Source organism: Actinomadura sp. WMMB 499, assembly GCF_008824145.1.
Classification (GTDB): domain Bacteria; phylum Actinomycetota; class Actinomycetes; order Streptosporangiales; family Streptosporangiaceae; genus Spirillospora.
In genome coordinates this window covers 8,267,482-8,284,206 of sequence record NZ_CP044407.1, presented here as the reverse complement: position 1 = coordinate 8,284,206, position 16,725 = coordinate 8,267,482, and the positions used below count along the sequence as shown (strand labels likewise).

The 16,725-nt window shown below is 74.2% G+C and carries 16 protein-coding genes; 12 read left to right on the top strand and 4 right to left on the bottom strand.

The window, feature by feature from the left end:
- Both F7P10_RS42925 and F7P10_RS37760 read left to right on the top strand, forming a co-directional pair.
- Positions 1 to 567 (top strand): hypothetical protein, encoded by a 567-nt coding sequence (locus F7P10_RS42925; protein WP_176611810.1) that lies wholly within the window; start codon positions 1 to 3, stop codon positions 565 to 567.
- On the top strand, positions 564 to 1,667 hold the full coding sequence (locus tag F7P10_RS37760) for a PrsW family intramembrane metalloprotease (RefSeq protein WP_176611809.1): 1,104 nt from the start codon (positions 564 to 566) through the stop codon (positions 1,665 to 1,667). The genes F7P10_RS42925 and F7P10_RS37760 overlap by 4 nt, the downstream gene beginning before the upstream one ends.
- Here the strand turns inward: F7P10_RS37760 and F7P10_RS37755 are convergent.
- Positions 1,618 to 3,009, bottom strand: a complete 1,392-nt coding sequence (locus F7P10_RS37755) for an MFS transporter (protein ID WP_151016816.1) — start codon at positions 3,007 to 3,009, stop codon at positions 1,618 to 1,620. The two genes, F7P10_RS37760 and F7P10_RS37755, sit on opposite strands and share 50 nt — an antisense overlap.
- 97 nt (positions 3,010 to 3,106) lie before the next feature.
- On the opposite strand from F7P10_RS37755, the gene F7P10_RS37750 reads away from it, so the two are divergent.
- From F7P10_RS37750 to F7P10_RS37735, 4 genes are all read left to right on the top strand, one after another.
- Entirely contained in the window at positions 3,107 to 3,985 is an 879-nt protein-coding gene (locus F7P10_RS37750) for a LysR family transcriptional regulator (protein ID WP_151016815.1), read from the top strand.
- 80 nt (positions 3,986 to 4,065) lie between these two features.
- On the top strand, positions 4,066 to 5,787 hold the full coding sequence (locus F7P10_RS37745; protein ID WP_151016814.1) for a ubiquinol-cytochrome c reductase cytochrome b subunit: 1,722 nt from the start codon (positions 4,066 to 4,068) through the stop codon (positions 5,785 to 5,787).
- Between the two features lie 41 nt (positions 5,788 to 5,828).
- Complete coding sequence (locus tag F7P10_RS37740) at positions 5,829 to 6,281, top strand: YbhB/YbcL family Raf kinase inhibitor-like protein (protein ID WP_151016813.1); 453 nt, start codon at positions 5,829 to 5,831, stop codon at positions 6,279 to 6,281.
- A 136-nt stretch (positions 6,282 to 6,417) separates the two neighbouring features.
- Positions 6,418 to 7,605 (top strand): zinc-dependent alcohol dehydrogenase, encoded by a 1,188-nt coding sequence (locus F7P10_RS37735; protein ID WP_151016812.1) that lies wholly within the window; start codon positions 6,418 to 6,420, stop codon positions 7,603 to 7,605.
- On the opposite strand, the gene F7P10_RS37730 is transcribed toward F7P10_RS37735, so the two are convergent.
- Together F7P10_RS37730 and F7P10_RS37725 are read right to left on the bottom strand one after the other, a co-directional pair.
- Entirely contained in the window at positions 7,577 to 9,145 is a 1,569-nt protein-coding gene (locus F7P10_RS37730; protein ID WP_254716230.1) for an MFS transporter, read from the bottom strand. The two genes, F7P10_RS37735 and F7P10_RS37730, sit on opposite strands and share 29 nt — an antisense overlap.
- 205 nt (positions 9,146 to 9,350) lie before the next feature.
- Positions 9,351 to 11,453, bottom strand: a complete 2,103-nt coding sequence (locus F7P10_RS37725) for a catalase (protein ID WP_151018554.1) — start codon at positions 11,451 to 11,453, stop codon at positions 9,351 to 9,353.
- Positions 11,454 to 11,741: 288 nt separating this feature from the next.
- Here F7P10_RS37725 and F7P10_RS37720 point away from each other — a divergent pair, with 288 nt between their 5' ends.
- From F7P10_RS37720 to F7P10_RS37695, 6 genes are all read left to right on the top strand, one after another.
- Complete coding sequence (locus F7P10_RS37720; protein ID WP_151016811.1) at positions 11,742 to 12,098, top strand: Lsr2 family protein; 357 nt, start codon at positions 11,742 to 11,744, stop codon at positions 12,096 to 12,098.
- 15 nt (positions 12,099 to 12,113) lie between these two features.
- Positions 12,114 to 12,443 carry an Lsr2 family protein gene (locus F7P10_RS37715; protein ID WP_151016810.1) on the top strand — a complete coding sequence of 110 codons (330 nt, stop codon included), beginning with the start codon at positions 12,114 to 12,116 and terminating at the stop codon, positions 12,441 to 12,443.
- Positions 12,444 to 12,698: 255 nt separating this feature from the next.
- Positions 12,699 to 14,123: a hemolysin family protein gene (locus F7P10_RS37710; protein WP_254716229.1), complete on the top strand. Its 1,425-nt coding sequence runs from the start codon at positions 12,699 to 12,701 to the stop codon at positions 14,121 to 14,123.
- On the top strand, positions 14,120 to 15,148 hold the full coding sequence (locus tag F7P10_RS37705) for a CNNM domain-containing protein (RefSeq protein WP_151016809.1): 1,029 nt from the start codon (positions 14,120 to 14,122) through the stop codon (positions 15,146 to 15,148). Before F7P10_RS37710 ends, F7P10_RS37705 begins: the two co-directional genes overlap by 4 nt.
- A 62-nt stretch (positions 15,149 to 15,210) precedes the next feature.
- On the top strand, positions 15,211 to 15,447 hold the full coding sequence (locus F7P10_RS37700; RefSeq protein WP_151016808.1) for a helix-turn-helix domain-containing protein: 237 nt from the start codon (positions 15,211 to 15,213) through the stop codon (positions 15,445 to 15,447).
- Positions 15,448 to 15,449: 2 nt separating this feature from the next.
- Complete coding sequence (locus F7P10_RS37695) at positions 15,450 to 15,998, top strand: Clp protease N-terminal domain-containing protein (RefSeq protein WP_151016807.1); 549 nt, start codon at positions 15,450 to 15,452, stop codon at positions 15,996 to 15,998.
- 27 nt (positions 15,999 to 16,025) lie between these two features.
- Here the strand turns inward: F7P10_RS37695 and F7P10_RS42920 are convergent, their stop codons facing one another.
- Positions 16,026 to 16,712, bottom strand: a complete 687-nt coding sequence (locus tag F7P10_RS42920; RefSeq protein WP_176611808.1) for a hypothetical protein — start codon at positions 16,710 to 16,712, stop codon at positions 16,026 to 16,028.
- Positions 16,713 to 16,725: the final 13 nt, after the last annotated feature.

Here is a 16,725-nt window from a genome sequence, read left to right as displayed (position 1 = left end):
GTGGGGCGGGTCGACCGGTGGGGCACGGGTGTCGCGGCCGCCGTGCTGGCCGTCCTGGGCGGCGGGCTCCCGCTGCTGGACTCGGCGCTGGGCCGCGGCGGCCGTCCGCTCGCCGCCGGCGCGTTCGTGGCAGTGGGGACCGAACGGGACGGGGTCCGCCCGGTGCGGGTGGCGGTGCCGTCCGCGCGGTGGGTGCTCAGCGCGGAACGGTCGTCGCTGGCGACGAACGCGGCGCTGCTCAGCGGCGATGTCGTGGTGAACGTCGGCGCGGTGCTGCCGCTCGGCGCGGCGGACGCGCGCGACCTGTGGCGCGGGCTCGGCCGGATCGTGGCGGCGGGCGGGGCCGCGCGGCTGCACGCCGAGCCCGCGGCGTTCACGACCGCGGCGGGACTGACTGGCCTGACGGGAGGGCTCACCGCGCCCGGGCGCACCGGCCTGGCCGGGGTGTTCACCACCGGGACGGTCGGTGCCACGGTGACGGCGGCCGGTCCGCCCGCGGCGTTCCGCGACCTGGCGGGCGAGATCGAGGCGATGGTGCGCTCCCTCACGATCGCGGCGCCCCGGTGACGGGGCGTCCGGCGTTCTGGCTGTGGGCCGGGGCGTGCCTGCTCGGGATCTGGCTCGCGTTCGAGACGTGCGGGCGGCTGGTCCGGGCGTTCCCGGCCGGTGCCCTCGCGGGGTTCGCGCTGCTCGCGCCGGTGCTCGTCCTCGGCGTGTGGGCGCTGCGGCGGACGCACCCGGTGCGGGTCCGGCCGCTCGGCGCCGCGCTGCTGGCGGTGGCGTGGGGCGGACTGGCGGCGTTCGGGGTGGCGCTGCCCGCGAACGCGGCGTTCCTGGCGGTCATCGGGCAGACGGCCGGGCCGGGGTTCGGGGCGGTGTGGGGGGCGACGATCGTGGCACCGGTGAACGAGGAGCCGCTCAAGCTGCTCGGCGTCGCGGTGCTGGCGCTGGCCGTGCCGTGCGCGGTGCGGGGGCCGCTGGACGGGTGGGGCTACGGGGCGCTCGCCGGGCTGGGCTTCCAGATGTCGGAGAACTTCCTGTACGTCCTGAACACCATCATCCTGACCGGGGCGACGCAGGACGCGGGCGCCGCGTTCGTCTCGTTCGCGGGCCGGGTCGTCGGCGGCGCGTGGTGGAGCCACTGGGCGATGACCGCGATCGCGGGCGCGGGCCTCGGCCGCCTGATCGCCCGTGCCACCTGGGCGAACGCGGTGGCGGCGGCGGGCGCGCTGCTGCTGGCGATGGTGCTGCACGCCTGGTGGGACGCGCCCGTCCTGCCCGGCGCGGAGCTGCTGCCCTTCAAGGGCCTGCCGATCCTGCTCGCCGCGGTCGTGGCGTACCGGCTGGCGCGGCGCGGGTACCTGGCGCACTTCCGGCGGGCGGCCGACGCGGAGACGGCCGGGGGCGTCCTGGTGCCGGGCGAGCGGCACGTGCTCACCTACCGCAGGTGGCGGCGCAAGGAGCGCTGGGACGTGCCGCCGGGCGAGCCGCGGCTGCTGCTCGCCCGGCTCCGCGCGGCCGAGCTGGACCTGCTCGAGACCGGGCTCGGCGGCCTGGAGCCCGACCCGGACGCGCCCGAGCGGCTGCGCGGCGACATCCGGGAGCTCCGGCTGCGGCTCAACGCCTCCCGGCGCCGCCCCGACGGCGCCCCGGCCGTCCGGCGGTGACCGCCGCGAGCAGGACGATCGCGCAGACGGCGGAGGCGACGAGGAGCGCGCGACCGGGCGCGCCGCCGGACCCGACCGCGGTGAAGGCTCCCATGGCGGGGACGCCGGTCGCCGCGCCGAGCTGCCGGACCGCGTTGAGCAGCCCGCCCGCGGCGCCCGCGGCGCCCTCGGGCGCGACGGTGACGACCATCGTGGCGAGCGCGGGAAGGGCGAACGAGACGCCGAACCCGACGCACAGCAGCCCGGCGACGAGCCCGGCGTAGGACGTCCCGCCGTGCAGGACCGCGCCGAGGAGCGCGCATCCGGCGGTCAGCAGTGCCAGGCCCGCCAGGACGGGCGGGCGCGGTCCGGTCCGGGCGACGATCCGGCCGGTGACGAGCGGGTTGACCGCGAACGGCAGCGTCATCGGCAGGAACGCGACACCGGTCCGCGCGGCCGTCAGGTCGAGCGCGTCGCGGAAGACCAGCGGCAGGACGAACAGGACGCCCGTCATCACGAAGCCGACCGCCGCGCCCGCCGCCAGCGCGGCGGACATTCCGGGCGTGCGCAGCAGCGCGCGCGGCAGGACGGGCGCCGCGCTCGCACGTTCCCGGAGGGCGAACGCCGTGCCCGCGAGGACGGCCGCGGCGGCGGAGCAGGCGGCGTGGCGGCCGGCGCCGGCTCCGGCGGCGATGAGCGCGTCGGTCAGGAGCCCGGCCGTCGCGCACGCCAGGACCTGGCCGAGCGGGTCGACGGCCGCACCACCGCGCGGGACGCGCACGGCCCGTCCGGCGGTCAGGGCGAGGACGAGCGCGGCGACGGGCACGTTGATCAGGAAGATCGCGCGCCAGCCGCCGAGGCCGACGAGCAGGCCGCCCGCGACGGGCCCGGCGGCGAGCGCCGCGCCGCTGGTCGCGGCCCAGGTCGCCATGGCGCGGGCGCGCTCGGCCGGGACCGGGTACATGCGGGCGATCACGGCCATGGACGCGGGGACGCACGCGGCGGCCGCGGCGCCGAGCACCACGCGGAGCGCGGCGAGCGTCCACAGGTCCGGGGCGAGCGCGCACAGCGGGGAGACCGCGCCGAAGGCGGCGATGCCGGCGCGGAAGACGCAGTGCGCGCCGTACCGGTCGGCGACGGCGCCCGCCGACAGGAGGAGCGCGCCGAGGACGACCGTGTAGCCGGTGACGGCCCATTGCAGCCCGGCGATCGTCCCGTCCAGCGAGCGGACGATGTCGGGTTCGGCGACCGACATCACGGTCGTGTCGAGCAGTACCAGGAAGTACCCGAGCGAGATGCCCAGGAGTGCGCGCCCGCGTCGCGTGCCGGAGCGCGCGGGCGAGTGCCGGAGGAGCGTGTTCATGGTCGGCCAGTCTCGGGAGGCCCGGCCGCGGCCTCCACCGGCGCGTCCGCACGGGGCGTTCGGAATATCCGAACGGGCCGTGCGGGTTGGCCCGTCCATGGAACTGCGCTGGCTGCGAACGTTCGAGGCCGTCGTCGAGCACGGGACCGTCACCGACGCGGCGAACGCGCTCGGCCTCGCCCCGTCATCGGTGTCGGAGCACGTCCGGGCGCTGGAGCGGTCGGTCGGCACGGCGCTGTTCGAGCGCGGCCCGAAGGGCATGCGGGCGAACGCGGCGGGCGAGCGGATGCGCGGCTGGGCGCGGCGGCTGCTCGAGGACGCCGACCGCGCGCGCCGGGACGTCGCGGGGACGGGGCGGGCGGTACGGCTCGGCGCGCTGGAGACGATCGCCGCGACGCACGTCCCCGCGGTGCTGGCGCGGCTGGCCGAACGCAGGCCCGGGGTCCGGGTGGAGGTGCGGTCGGACGCCGCGCGCGACCAGCTGCTCGCCGGGGTCGCGTCCGGGGACCTGGACGCCGCGCTGCTGCTGGACTCCGGCGACGGCGTGGGCGGTCTGGGGTTCGCCGCCCCGGCCGTGCCGCTGGAGTTCGTCGATCTGGAGCGGGTGCCACTCGCCCTGGTCGCGTCCCCCGGCCACCGCCTCGCCGGCGCCCGCCGCGTCGGGCGCGCGGACCTGCGCGGGGAGCGGCTGCTGGTGAATGTGCCGGCCTGCTCGTTCTTCCTGGCCGGTGAGCGGCTGTTCGGCGCGGACGTCGAACGGGTCCGGGCCGGGAGCGTGACGGTCATGAGCGCGTGGGCGGAGCGGGGGCTCGGCGTCGCCCTCGTCCCCGAGTTCGCCGTGCGCGACCGCCTCGACGCGGGCGCGCTCGTCGCGTTGCGGGTCGACGGGGCGGAGCTCGGCCTCCGGCTGGTGTGGCGGGGCGACCGCGAGGACCTGCCGGGCCTGCGCGACGTGCTCTACGCGGCGAGCGGCTGACCTGGGCGTTCGCGCCGTTTGCCCGCCGTCCGCCGGGGTACCGGCTCGTCGGGAATTCGCTCTCGGCCGGGGGAACGCAGATGGCGCAGGGGAAGGGCGGGCCGAAGGCCGGGAGGCTGGAGGATCTCGCGTGGGGGGTCGACGGGCGGCTGGGGTCGGGCGCGTTCCTGCGGCGGAATCTCACCAAGGCGTTCCCCAAGCACTGGTCGTTCCTGCTCGGCGAGATCGCGCTCTACTCGTTCATCGTGCTGGTGATCACCGGTGTCTTCCTCACGCTGTTCTTCAAGCCGAGCGGCGCGGAGATCGTCTACGACGGTTCGTACCCGCAGTTGCGGGGCCGGGAGATGAGCGAGGCGTACGCGTCGACGCTGCACATCACGTTCGACATCCGCGGCGGGCTGCTGATGCGGCAGATCCACCACTGGGCGGCGAACATCTTCCTCGCGGCGATCGCGATCCACCTGATGCGCATCTTCTTCACGGGCGCGTTCCGCAAGCCCCGGGAGATCAACTGGCTGATCGGCGTGACGCTGTTCGTGCTGGCGCTCGCCGAGGGGTTCGCCGGCTATTCGCTGCCGGACGACCTGCTGTCGGGCACCGGCCTGCGGATCATGTCCGGCATCGTGCAGTCGATCCCGGTCGCCGGAACGTACCTGGTGATGTTCGTCTTCGGCGGCGAGTTCCCCGGCACCGAAGAGTTCATCCCGCGGCTGTACATGGTGCACATCCTGCTGGTCCCGGCCCTGCTGCTCGCCCTGATCACCGCGCACTTGATGCTCCTCTGGCACCAGACGCACACCCAGTGGCCTGGAAAGGGACGGCGGGAGCAGAAGGTGACGGGCGAGCCGACGTATCCGGTGTTCGCGGCGCAGAGCGGTGCGTACTTCCTGTTCACGTTCGGGCTCCTGGCGCTGATCTCGGCGGCCTTCCAGATCAACCCCGTGTGGCTCTACGGGCCCTACCAGCCGGACGAGATCTCGTTCGGCTCGCAGCCCGACTGGTACGTCGGGTTCCTGGAGGGCTCCCTGCGCATCATGCCGCCGCTGGAGACGACGCTGTGGGGGCACACCGTCTCCTGGAACGTGCTCGTTCCGGCGGTGCTGCTGCCCGGCGCGTTCTTCACCCTGCTGGCGATGTACCCGTTCTTCGAGCGCTGGGCCACCGGCGACGAACGCGTCCACCACCTGCTCGACCGCCCGCGCAACGCCGCCACCCGGACGGCGATCGGCGCGGCCGTCATCGCCTGGTACGGCAACCTGTGGGCGGCGGGCGGCAACGACGTCATCGCGTGGGTGTTCCACATCCCGCTGTTCTGGACGACCTGGTTCTTCCGCATCGGCTTCCTCGTCTTCCCGGTCGTCGCGTTCGTCGTCACCCGGCGGATCTGCCTCTCGCTGCAGCGCCGCGACCTGCGGCAGCGCACGGAGGGGGTGGAGAGCGGGCTGATCTCGCTGACCCCCGGCGGCGGGTTCACCGAGCGGCACGAGCGGTCGACGGACGAGCACGCGGCGCTGCTGCGGACCCGGCAGCCCCGCGAGCTGCTGGCCGCCTACCCGCACCACATCCTGCCGATGCCGACGCCCGGCCGCGTCCGGACCCAGGCGCGGACGCGGGCGAACCACTTCTACCTCGACTACCAGGTGCTCTCGCAGGGCGGCGGTCAGGGACGGGCGGACGGCGCGCCGCCGCGGCGGCGGGCCGAGATCGAGGGGACGCCGCCGGAGAGCGCCGGGGAACGCGGGAACGGGAGCCGGCTCGGCCGGCTGCGCGCCCTCGTCGGGAAGAGGCGCGGAAACGGGTGAGACGTCCGAATCCTTCTCCGGTGAGCGGGAAGTAGCGGACCATGGATGAGATCAAGCTGAGCAGCCCCGAGTTCGCCGACGGCGGTCCGATCCCGGCCGTCCACTCCCATGAGGCGGGCGATCTGGCTCCCTCGCTGGACTGGACCGGCGTGCCCACCTCCGCCATCGAGCTCGTCCTGACCTGCGACGATCCGGACGCGCCCGGGGGCACGTTCACGCACTGGATGCTGGCGGGCATGCATCCGGAGCGCGACGGCCTCGCGGCCGGAGAGGACGCGCCGCGCATCGCGAAGGGCCGCAACGGGTTCGGCGCCAACGGCTACGGAGGCCCGCACCCGCCGCCCGGCGGCGCGCCCCACCGGTACGTGTTCACGCTCAACGCGCTGGTCGAGCCGTCCGGGCTGACGTCCGGCTTCTCCCCCGACGACCTGCGCGACGCGCTGCGCGGCAAGGTCGCCGCGACCGGGACGCTGACCGGGACCTACGCCCGCTGAGGCGCCGAGGTCCGGGCCCCCACCGGCGGACCGGCGGCCTCGAAGCCGCGGCCCGGCCCCAAAGACCCCATACCGGACGTTTCGCCCTGTCGGGCGGGGTAGGCCGTGCCGTACCCGGCGGCAAGGAGGATGAACGATGAAGGCTGTGACCTGGCACGGCAAGCGGGACGTCCGCGTCGAGAGCGTCCCCGATCCGAAGCTCAAGGAGTCCGACGACGCGATCATCCGGGTGACCTCGTCCGGCATCTGCGGCTCGGACCTGCACCTGTACGAGGTCCTCGGCCCGTTCCTCACCGAAGGGGACGTCCTGGGCCACGAGCCGATGGGGATCGTCGAGGAGACCGGCGCGGACGTCCGGCACGTCAAGCCTGGTGACCGCGTGGTCATCCCGTTCAACATCTCGTGCGGCACCTGCTACATGTGCGAGCGGAAGCTGTTCGCGCAGTGCGAGACCACCCAGGTCCGCGAGCAGGGCAGCGGCGCGGCGCTGTTCGGGTACACCCGGCTGTACGGGCAGGTGCCGGGCGGGCAGGCCGAGTACCTGCGGGTGCCGCAGGCGCACTTCGGCCCGATCAAGGTGCCGGAGGGGCCGCCGGACGAGCGGTTCGTGTACCTCTCGGACGTCCTGCCGACCTCGTGGCAGGCCGTCGAGTGGGCGGACGTCCCGCCCGGCGGATCGGTGACCGTGCTCGGGCTGGGCCCGATCGGGCAGATGTGCGCCCGCATCGCCCGCCACCACGGCCACCGGGTGATCGGCGTCGACGTCGTCCCGGAGCGGCTGGAGATGGCGCGGCGGCACGGCATCGAGGTGATCGACTCCGCGGACGCCGACGACGTCGCGGACGCGGTACGGCAGCTCACCGGCGGCCGCGGCACCGACTCGGTGATCGACGCGGTCGGGATGGAGGCGCACGGCTCCCCCGGCGCGAAGATCGCGCAGACGCTGGCCGGGATGCTGCCCGGCGGCGCCGCGGCGCCGCTCATGTCGCGCGTCGGGGTGGACCGGCTCGCGGCCCTCATGACGGCGATCGAGACCGTCCGCCGCGGCGGCACGATCTCGGTGATCGGCGTTTACGGCGGGATGACCGACCCGCTGCCGATGCTGCGGATGTTCGACAAGGGGATCGGGCTGCGGATGGGCCAGGCCCACGTCAAGGCGTGGATCGACGACCTGCTCCCGCTGGTCTCCGACGACGCCGACCCGCTCGGCGTGATGGACCTGACCACGCACCGGCTGCCGCTGGAGGAGGCACCGGAGGCCTACGACATGTTCCAGAAGAAGCGGGACGGCGCGATCAAGGTGCTGTTGCGGCCCGGCGGGTGACGGCCCGCCCCGCCGCCGGGCGCCCGGACGGCAGGAAGGACGCGAGCAGGATCCCGACACCGACCACCGCGGTCGCGATGAGGAACGAGATCCGGAAACCGGTCATGTCGGGCACGTCGGAACCGTGCAGGGAGATCGTGTTGCGGGCGAGGACCGCGCCCAGCACCGCGCTGGACACCGACGTGCCGATCGAGCGCATCAGCGTGTTCACGCCGTTGGCCGCACCGGTCTCCGAGGTCGGCACGGCACCCATGATCAGGGTGGGCAGCGCCGAGTAGGCGAGGCCGATGCCGCCGCCGACGAGCGTGCTGATCAGCGCGACCTGCCACACCGCGTTCATCAGGCCCTGCGCCGCCGTGTAGGCGCCGCCGATGACCAGCAGCCCCAGGATGAGGGACGTCTTGGGGCCGCGCGCGGCGGAGATGCGGGCCGACAGCGGGGAGACGAGCATCATCGCGATGCCCATCGGCGCCACCGCCAGGCCCGCGACGATGAGCGTCTGCCCGAGGCCGTAGCCGGTCGACGTCGGCAGCTCCAGCAGCTGCGGCAGCACCAGCGACATGGCGTAGAAGGAGACGCCGACGGTGATCGCGGTCAGGTTCGTCAGCAGCACCTGGCGGCGGGCGGTGGTGCGCAGGTCGATCAGCGGCTCGCGCAGCCGCAGCTCGAGGATGCCCCACAGCACGAGGATCGCGATCCCGGCGGCGGCGAGGCCGAGCGTGGCGGGGTTCGTCCAGCCCCATTCGGCGCCCTTGGAAACCGGCAGCAGCAGCGCGAGCAGCCCGGCCGACAGCCCGAGCGCGCCCGTGACGTCGAACCGGCCGCCCGTCCGCACCGGGGACTCGGGAACCAGCAGCAGGACGAGCGCGAAGGCGACCGCGCCGAGAACCGCGGCGCCGTAGAACAGGACGTGCCAGTCGAAGTTCTGCGCGACGTAGGCCGACAGCGGCAGGCCGAGCGCGCCGCCGACGCCGAGCGAGGAGCTCATCAGCGCCAGCGCGCCGCCGAGCCGCTCCCGCGGGAGCCGGTCGCGCATCAGGCTGATGCCGAGCGGGATGGCGCCCATCGCGAAGCCCTGGATCGCGCGGCCCGCGACCACGACCATCAGCTCGGAGCTGACGGCGGCCACCAGCGAGCCGGCGATGAGGGCGCAGATGCTCACGAGGATCATCCGGCGCTTGCCGTACATGTCGCCGAGCCGTCCCATGATCGGGGTGGCGACGGCTCCGGTCAGCAGGGTGGCCGTCATCGCCCAGGTGGCGTTGGCGATGGACGTGTCGAGCAGCAGCGGCAGCCGCCCGATGACGGGGACGAGCAGCGTCTGCATCAGCGCGACGGTGATCCCGGCGAACGCCAGCACGGCGATCAGCACGCCGCCGCCCCGCTCCCGGACGGGACCGGCGAGACCGGCGGGCTCGGCGCGATCGGCGACGTCGTGGCCGGCGAGGCCGTCCGCGCGGCCGGCCGCGCGGCCGCCGGGGAGATCGTCGGGGATCACGGCCGCGTCCGGATGCCGGGGCATGGCGGGATCGAGGGACACGTGTACACGCCTCCAGGGGGGAGCTCGGGGATCTGCACTGATCAAGTCCCGGCGGCCCCGTTTCATTCCCTGTGTGACATATCCGGCACGTGTCCCCGACCCGAAGCTGCGGTGTCCCGCCGCGGCCGGCGCGGCGGCGAAGGGCCCGGTGCGGCGCGCCCCCGAGCGCACCGCACCGGGCCCGTCCGTGCGGGTCGCCCGGCGCTCAGGCGGGCACGTGGCTCTTCCGGCGGGTCCAGTGCCGGTGCGCGGCGACCGCGTCGACGAACCGTTCGGCGAAGTCGCCGCCGGGCCCGCGCGTCGTGACGACGCCCTGGTCGACGACGGCGTTCCCGCCCGCGCCCTCGTCGGCGAACCGCACCCCGGTCAGCCCGGCCCGCTCGAGCAGGCCGATGCCCTCGTCGAGCGCGCCGACCGCCTTGCAGTGGACGAACGCCTCGGCGACGAAGTGCACGGCGTCGCCGTCCTGCGACAGGGTGCGGACGCTCGCCTCTCCACCGGGCACGAGCACCGCGTCGTACAGCACGGACGCCACGGTCGGCATCGCCCGGGTCACCTCGACCTGGCCGCCGTTGGCCGCCTGCACGAACCCGTCCTCGGCCGCGAGCAGCTCGACGACCGCGCCCCGGTCGGTGAACGCGTCGCCGACCGCCGCGACGGCCGCCGAGTCGACGCCGTCGGCGACCAGCACGGCGATCTTGCGGCCCAGCACGGAGTCGGCCGGCGCGTGCACCTGGCTGAGCGCGGGCGAGCTGCGGCCGTGGTTGGCGACCGCGGCGGAGCCGGGCGGCTCCACGCCGATCCCCTTCGCCACCCGCACGGCGAGGTCGTGGTCGATGTGGTTGAGGTGGCCGACGACGCCCTCCCGGATGTGCGTCTGCTCGCACTTGCCGAGCTCGAAGCGGAACGCGCCGACGATGTGCTCCTTCTCCCAGTCGGCCATGCTGTTCCAGAACAGCGTCGCCTGGGAGTAGTGGTCCTGGAAGCTGTCGCTCCGCTTGCGGATCTTGGCTCCGTCGACCCGCTCCTGGTAGTGGCTGAAGGAGCCCTCGCCGCCCACGACCGGGCACCCGCCCGACAGGCTGTTCTTGTGGTAGGAGGAGCGGGCGCCGTTGATGTCCATCTGGTGGTAGCCGTCGCGGTGGTGGTTGCGGGCGGGCGCCACCGGCCGGTTCACCGGGATCTGCGGGAAGTTCGGCCCGCCGAGCCGGATCAGCTGCGTGTCGAGGTAGGAGAACAGCCGCGCCTGCAGCAGCGGGTCGTTGGTGAAGTCGATGCCCGGCACGACGTTGGCGAGGTGGAACGCCACCTGCTCGGTCTCGGCGAAGAAGTTGTCGGGGTTGCGGTTCAGCTTCAGCCGCCCGACCGGCCGCACCGGCACCTCCTCCTCCGGGATGATCTTCGTGGCGTCGAGCAGGTCGGAGCCGAACTTGTGCTCGTCCTCGGCCGGGACGAGCTGCACGCCCAGCTCCCATTCGGGGAACGCGCCGGCCTCGATCCGGTCCCACAGGTCGCGGCGGTTGAAGTCGGGGTCCTTCCCGCCGATCTTCTGGGTCTCGTCCCAGGCCAGCGAATGCGTGCCGAGGACCGGCTTCCAGTGGAACTTCACGAACGTCGGACGGCCCTCGGCGTTGATCAGCCGGAACGTGTGGACGCCGAAGCCCTGCATCATCGCGTAGCTGCGCGGGATCGCCCGGTCCGACATCAGCCACATCATCATGTGCAGCGTCTCGGGCTGCAGCTGCACGAAGTCCCAGAGCGTGTCGTGCGCCGACTGCGCCTGCGGGATCTCGCTGGCGGGCTCGGGCTTCACCGCGTGCACGAAATCGGGGAACTTGATGCCGTCCTGGATGAAGAACACGGGCATGTTGTTGCCGACGAGGTCGAAGTTGCCCTGCCGCGTGTAGAACTTGACCGCGAACCCGCGAACGTCCCGGACGGTGTCGGCCGAACCGCGCGAACCGGCGACCGTCGAGAAGCGCACGAACACCGGCGTGGTGAGCGAGGTGTCGCGCAGGAACTCGGCGGTCGTGAAGTCGGTCAGCGGGTCGGTGACCGTGAACTGCCCGTAGGCTCCCGCCCCGCGCGCGTGCACGACCCGTTCGGGGATCCGCTCGTGGTCGAAGTGGGTGATCTTCTCGCGGAGATGGAAGTCCTCGATGAGGCTGGGGCCGCGCTCGCCCGCGGCGAGCGAGTTGTCGGTGTCGTCGACCGGGATTCCCTGGTCGGTGGTGAGCCCCGAGCCCTCCGGGCTCACCCGCCACTGCTCGAGTTGCTCCTGTTTTTCGTCGCGGCCGCCGTTGGCCATCATCGCTCCTAGTGACACGCACGGATGGGACTCTCCGTGCACGCCGCTACCCGGGAGAATCGCCCACATGCCCGCCTTGACCGGAACTTTGGCGGGCGCCCGGCGGCCGCCGGTGTTCCGTGCCGGCGGGCCCGCGCGGCCGCCGCGGCACCCGCGCTCCCGGCCCGCCGGCCGGCGCTTCCGGTCCGCCTTTTCCGTGTCGCCGCGCGCCGCGAGGACGTGTCGGGTCCGGGAATCCGCTACGGTCATGGACGCCGCGTTGGCGAGGGGAAGGAACACGGAGCACACATGGCCGAGAAGGTCATTCGGGTGGACGACATCGACGGATCCGAAGGATCCGATGTCGACAAGCGGGACTTCGAAGTCCTGGGCCGTACGTTCACGATCGACTTGGGCGACGACAACTACAAGCGCCTGAACGAGTTGCTGGACGGTCTCGCGCCGTTCATCGAGAACGCCGCCGAGGTCAAGGCCGCGGGGAAGGGACGCAAGTCCCGCACCGCGAAGATCAAGGGCTACACGAACGCGGATGTGCGCTCGTGGGCATTGCGAGAGGGCGTCGAAGTCTCCGAACGTGGCAAGATATCGGATGAGGTCTATGCTGCATTCATCGAGGCTCATCCGGACGCGAAGCCGGACGCATAGTTAGGGAGTCCCCGCATGGCACAGAAGGTCGAAGTCCTGCTCGTGGACGACATCGACGGCGGAGAGGCCGACGAGACCGTCAGCTTTTCCCTCGATGGGACCACGTACGAGATCGACCTGAGCAAGAAGAACGCCGACAAGCTCCGGTCGGGCCTGGAGCCGTTCGTGGCGGGCGCCCGCAAGGCGCGCAAGACGACCGGTCGTTCCGGCCGCGGCACCCGTACGGCGAACAGCCGGGAGCGCTCCGCCGAGATTCGCGAGTGGGCGAAGAACCGGGGCATCAAGGTCAATGAGCGGGGCCGTATCCCCGCCCACGTGATCGAGAAGTACGAGGCCGCGCACTAGCGCGGCCGCCGCGCACCGCGGCGGCGTTCGGCGCCTTCCCGAGGCCGGGGTGAAATTCTCATCACCCCGGCCTCGCGCATGCCCGCCCCAAGCGCGACCCGTCGCGAGGTTCGTATTTCCAGCGGGAAGCCACCGCAATCTGCGGACAATTGCCTCATATGTAACCAATCGCTGACGGCCACTGTTAATCGCGGATCCTCTCCCCGCCCGGCGCGACTGCGGCCCCCGGCCGGGTAGGAGGGCCTCGGATGGACGTTGAAGGGGGGCGCCCGGGTGGACGCCGCGCTCGGCCTGCTGGCCGTCCTGCTGCTGATCGCCGCGAGCGGGTACTTCGTCGCGCAGGAGTTCGCGTTCGTGACCGCGGACCGCCCGTCGATGGACCAGCGGGCCGCGGAGGGCGACCGTGCGGCCGCGCGCGCGGTCCGGGTGATGGGACGGTTGTCGTTCATGCTGTCGGGCGCCCAGCTGGGCATCACGGTCACCTCGCTGCTCGTCGGGTACATCGCCAAGCCCGCGCTCGCCGACCTGATCGCCCCGGCGCTGGCGGCGTCCGGGGTGCCGGCGGGCGCGACGGGCGGGATCGCGGTGGCGCTGGGGTTCACGCTCGCCACGATGGCCCAGATGGTGCTGGGCGAGCTGTTCCCGAAGAACCTCGCGCTGGCGAAGGCGGAGCCGCTGGCGCGCGCGCTGTCCGCCTCCACCCTGGTGTACCTGGCGGTCGCCGCACCCCTGATCCGGCTGTTCGACGCGTCGGCGAACCGCCTCCTGCGCGCGGTGGGCATCGAGCCGGTCCAGGAACTGCACCACGGCGCGACGCTGGAGGAACTGGGCCACATCATCGGCGAGTCGGGCGAGCAGTTCCAGAAAGGGCACGCCGACCTGCTGGAGCGGGCGCTGGCGTTCTCCGAGCGGGACGCCGAGGAGGTCATGGTTCCCCGGGTGGACGTCATCACCGTGCCGGCGACCGCGCGCGCCGCCGACCTCGACGAGGTCATCTCCGCGACGGGCCGCTCCCGCTTCCCCGTCGTCGGCGAGGGCGTCGACGACGTGGTCGGGGTGGTGGGTCTGGAGGAGCTGGTGCCGCTCCCGCCGGGCGCGGCCGCGCGCACGCCGGTCTCCGAGATCGCCCGGCCCCCGCTGCTGCTGCCGTCCTCGCTGCCGCTGCCGGAGGTGGTCCTGCGGCTGCAGAGCGCCCACGAGCCCGTGGCCTGCGTGGTGGACGAGTACGGCGGCTTCGCGGGCATCATCACCTGGGAGGACGTCGCCGAGGAGCTGGTCGGGGAGATCGCCGACGAGAACGAGCCGGCGGAGGACCTGGCGATCCGGCGCGGCGAGTGGTGGACGACCGACGCCGGGCTGCGGGTCGACGAGGTCGAGCACGAGACGGGCATCGCACTGCCGGAGGGCGACTACGAGACGGTCGCGGGCCTGCTGCTCCAGCGGCTCGGCCGGGTCGCCCGGCCCGGCGACGTGGTCGACGTCGCGCTGCCGCGGACGCGGCTGGACGAGCCGGCCCGGACGGCGATCGTCGAGGTGCTCACCGTCCGGCGGCACGTCCCCGGCCTGGTCCGCGTCCGGACCGTGGAGGGGAACGGGCACCGGCCCGGGGACGGGAACGGCGGCCCGGGCGGGAACGGCGACCGGCGCGGGAACGGCGACGGCGGGAGGGGTGGGCGGTGAACCTCGGGCTCGGTGCGGTGGTGACGCTGGCGCTGCTGGCCGGCAACGGGTTCTTCGTCGCCACCGAGTTCGCGCTGGTGGCGGCCAAGCGCTCGCGGCTGGAGCGGGCGGCGGCGCGCGGCAGCCGGGCCGCGGGGACGGCGGTGGCCGGCATCGACGAGCTGACGCTGACCCTCGCGGGCGCCCAGCTCGGCATCACGATGTGCTCGCTGGGGCTCGGCCTGGTGTCGGAGCCGGTGTTCGCCGAGACGCTGGCGCCGCTCGCGCACGCCGCCGGGCTTCCCGACGGCGCGTCGCACGCGGTGGCGTTCGTCCTGGCGCTGGCGCTGGTGACGTTCCTGCACATGGTGGTCGGCGAGATGGCGCCGAAGTCGTGGGCGATCTCCGCGCCGGAGCGCTCGGCGACCGTCCTCGGGCCGCCGTTCCGGGTGTTCAGCCTCGTGATGCGGCCGGTGCTGGCGGCGCTGAACGGCGGGACGAACCTGCTGCTGCGGGCGATCGGCGTCCGGCCGACGGCGACGACGGCGAGCCGCCGCGCGGCGCGCACGCCCGAGCAGCTCCGCAACATCGCGGTGGAGTCGCGGCGCCTCGGCCTGATCGAGGAGAGCGACCTGAGCCTGCTGACGGCTGCCCTGGACGCGCCCCGCGCGCCGCTGGCCGGCCTCGTCGTCCCGGTGCAGGACATCGTGGCCGTCCCGGAGGAGGCCTCACCGCAGGAGGTGATCGACACGGCCGCGCGGACCGGCCGGATCCGGATCATGCTGCGCGGGTTCGACAGCTCCGGACGGGCGCGCATGGTGCACGTCCGCGACGCCTACCTCGCCCGTGCCCGCGGCCGGGACTCCGCCGCGGGCGAGCTGGCCCATCCGGTGCCCGCGATGCCGGTCGCCACGCCGGTCGGCGAGGCGGTCGCGACGCTGCGGGCCCAGCACAGCCATCTGGGTCTCGCGGTGGACGCCGAGGGCCGCGTCGCGGGCCTGGTCAGCCTGGACGATCTGCTCACCACCCTGCTGGCGGTCCGCTAGCCACCGGCGGCACATGTCAATGTTGGTTGACACGGCCCGAGTGTCAACCTACATTGACAGCCATGAGCGACGGAGTGACGCTCGCCCGAGAGGCGGGCAGCCGGGACCCGGCGGTGGGGCTGCGGGCCGTCCGCGCGCTGCGCGAGCTGGCCGAGCGGCTGGAGGGCCTCCAGGTCGCCTCCGCCCGCGAGCGCGGCTGGTCCTGGCAGGAGATCGCGGACCACCTCGGCGTGAGCCGGCAGGCGGTCCACAAGAAGCACGGCGGCGGGCGCCGCCTTCTCCCGACGAAGGAGCAGTAGGCATGTTCGAACGGTTCACCAAGGGCGCCCGCGAGGCCGTGGTCGGTGCCCAGGAGGAGGCACGGGGCCTGGGGCACCGGCACATCGGCACCGAGCACGTCCTGGTCGCGCTCGCCGGCGTCGACGACGCCACCGCGCGGACGCTGCGCGGGCACGGGCTCGACGCCGCGGTCCTGCGGGCCCGCCTCGCGAGCCGGGGCGGCTCCGGCGAGGAGCTCGACCCGGAGGCGCTGCGGGCCATCGGCATCGACCTCGACGCGGTCCGGCGCGCCACCGAGGAGAACTTCGGGGAGGGCGCCCTGGACGCGCCGCGCGGCGAGCCCGACCGTCCCAAGCGCCACATCCGCTTCACGAAGGAGGCGAAGAAGTCCCTGGAGCTGAGCCTGCGCCGCGCGCTCGACCTCAAGCACCACCACATCGGCACGGGGCACATCCTGCTCGGTGTGCTGCAGGACGATTCCAGCGCGGTGCGGCTCGCGTGGTCGGCGGGCGCAGACGTGGGCGAGCTGCGCGCCGACGTCACCCGCCTGCTGACGTCCGAGGCGGCCTGACCCGGCCGACGAGCGGCCGGGCACCGCTCAGCCCCCGAAGCGCGCCCCGAGCGCGGCGGCGCAGGCCCGCGCGCGGACGGGATCGCCGGGGAAGCGCCGGGCGCACTCGGTCCGGATCCAGGACGGGTCGCGCGGCGCGTCCCGCGGCGGATCGCGCGGTGCGGGCTCCGCCGGTTCCGCCTCCGGCGCGGGCGCGGGGCCCGGCTCCGGCGCGTCTCGGGGCCGCGGCGCCGGACGCGGCCTCTCGGGGACCGCCGGGGGCTCGACGTCCGGCGGCCGCGGGACGCGCGGTCCGGTCGCCGTGGACGGACGGCTGGACGGGCGGGCGGACGACTCCCGGCCGTCCCGCGCCCGCTCCCCCGGGGGCGCGGAGGACCCGCCCGGCGGCCCCGGGGAAGCCTGCGGCGGCACGGCACCGCCCGTCCCCGGCCGCGACGGCACCGCGCCCGGACCGCCCGTCCCGGTGGCGGACGGCCCGGTCGCCGGGCTCCCGTCCGCCGATCGCGCCGGCCCGCCGGGCGGCGGCGTCCGCGAGCCCGTTCTCCCGGCGGAGCCCGCCACCACGACGAGCGTCACGAGGCCCGCGAGGACCAGGACCGCGAGCGCGGGAGCGGCCGGGCGGACGAACGCGCGGCGCGGCCCGCGCGGCGGGGCGGGCGGGCTCGGCGCGGCGCGGGTGTAACCGGACGGCGGCAGGTGACGGGGAGGAGGCACGCCACGATCATCA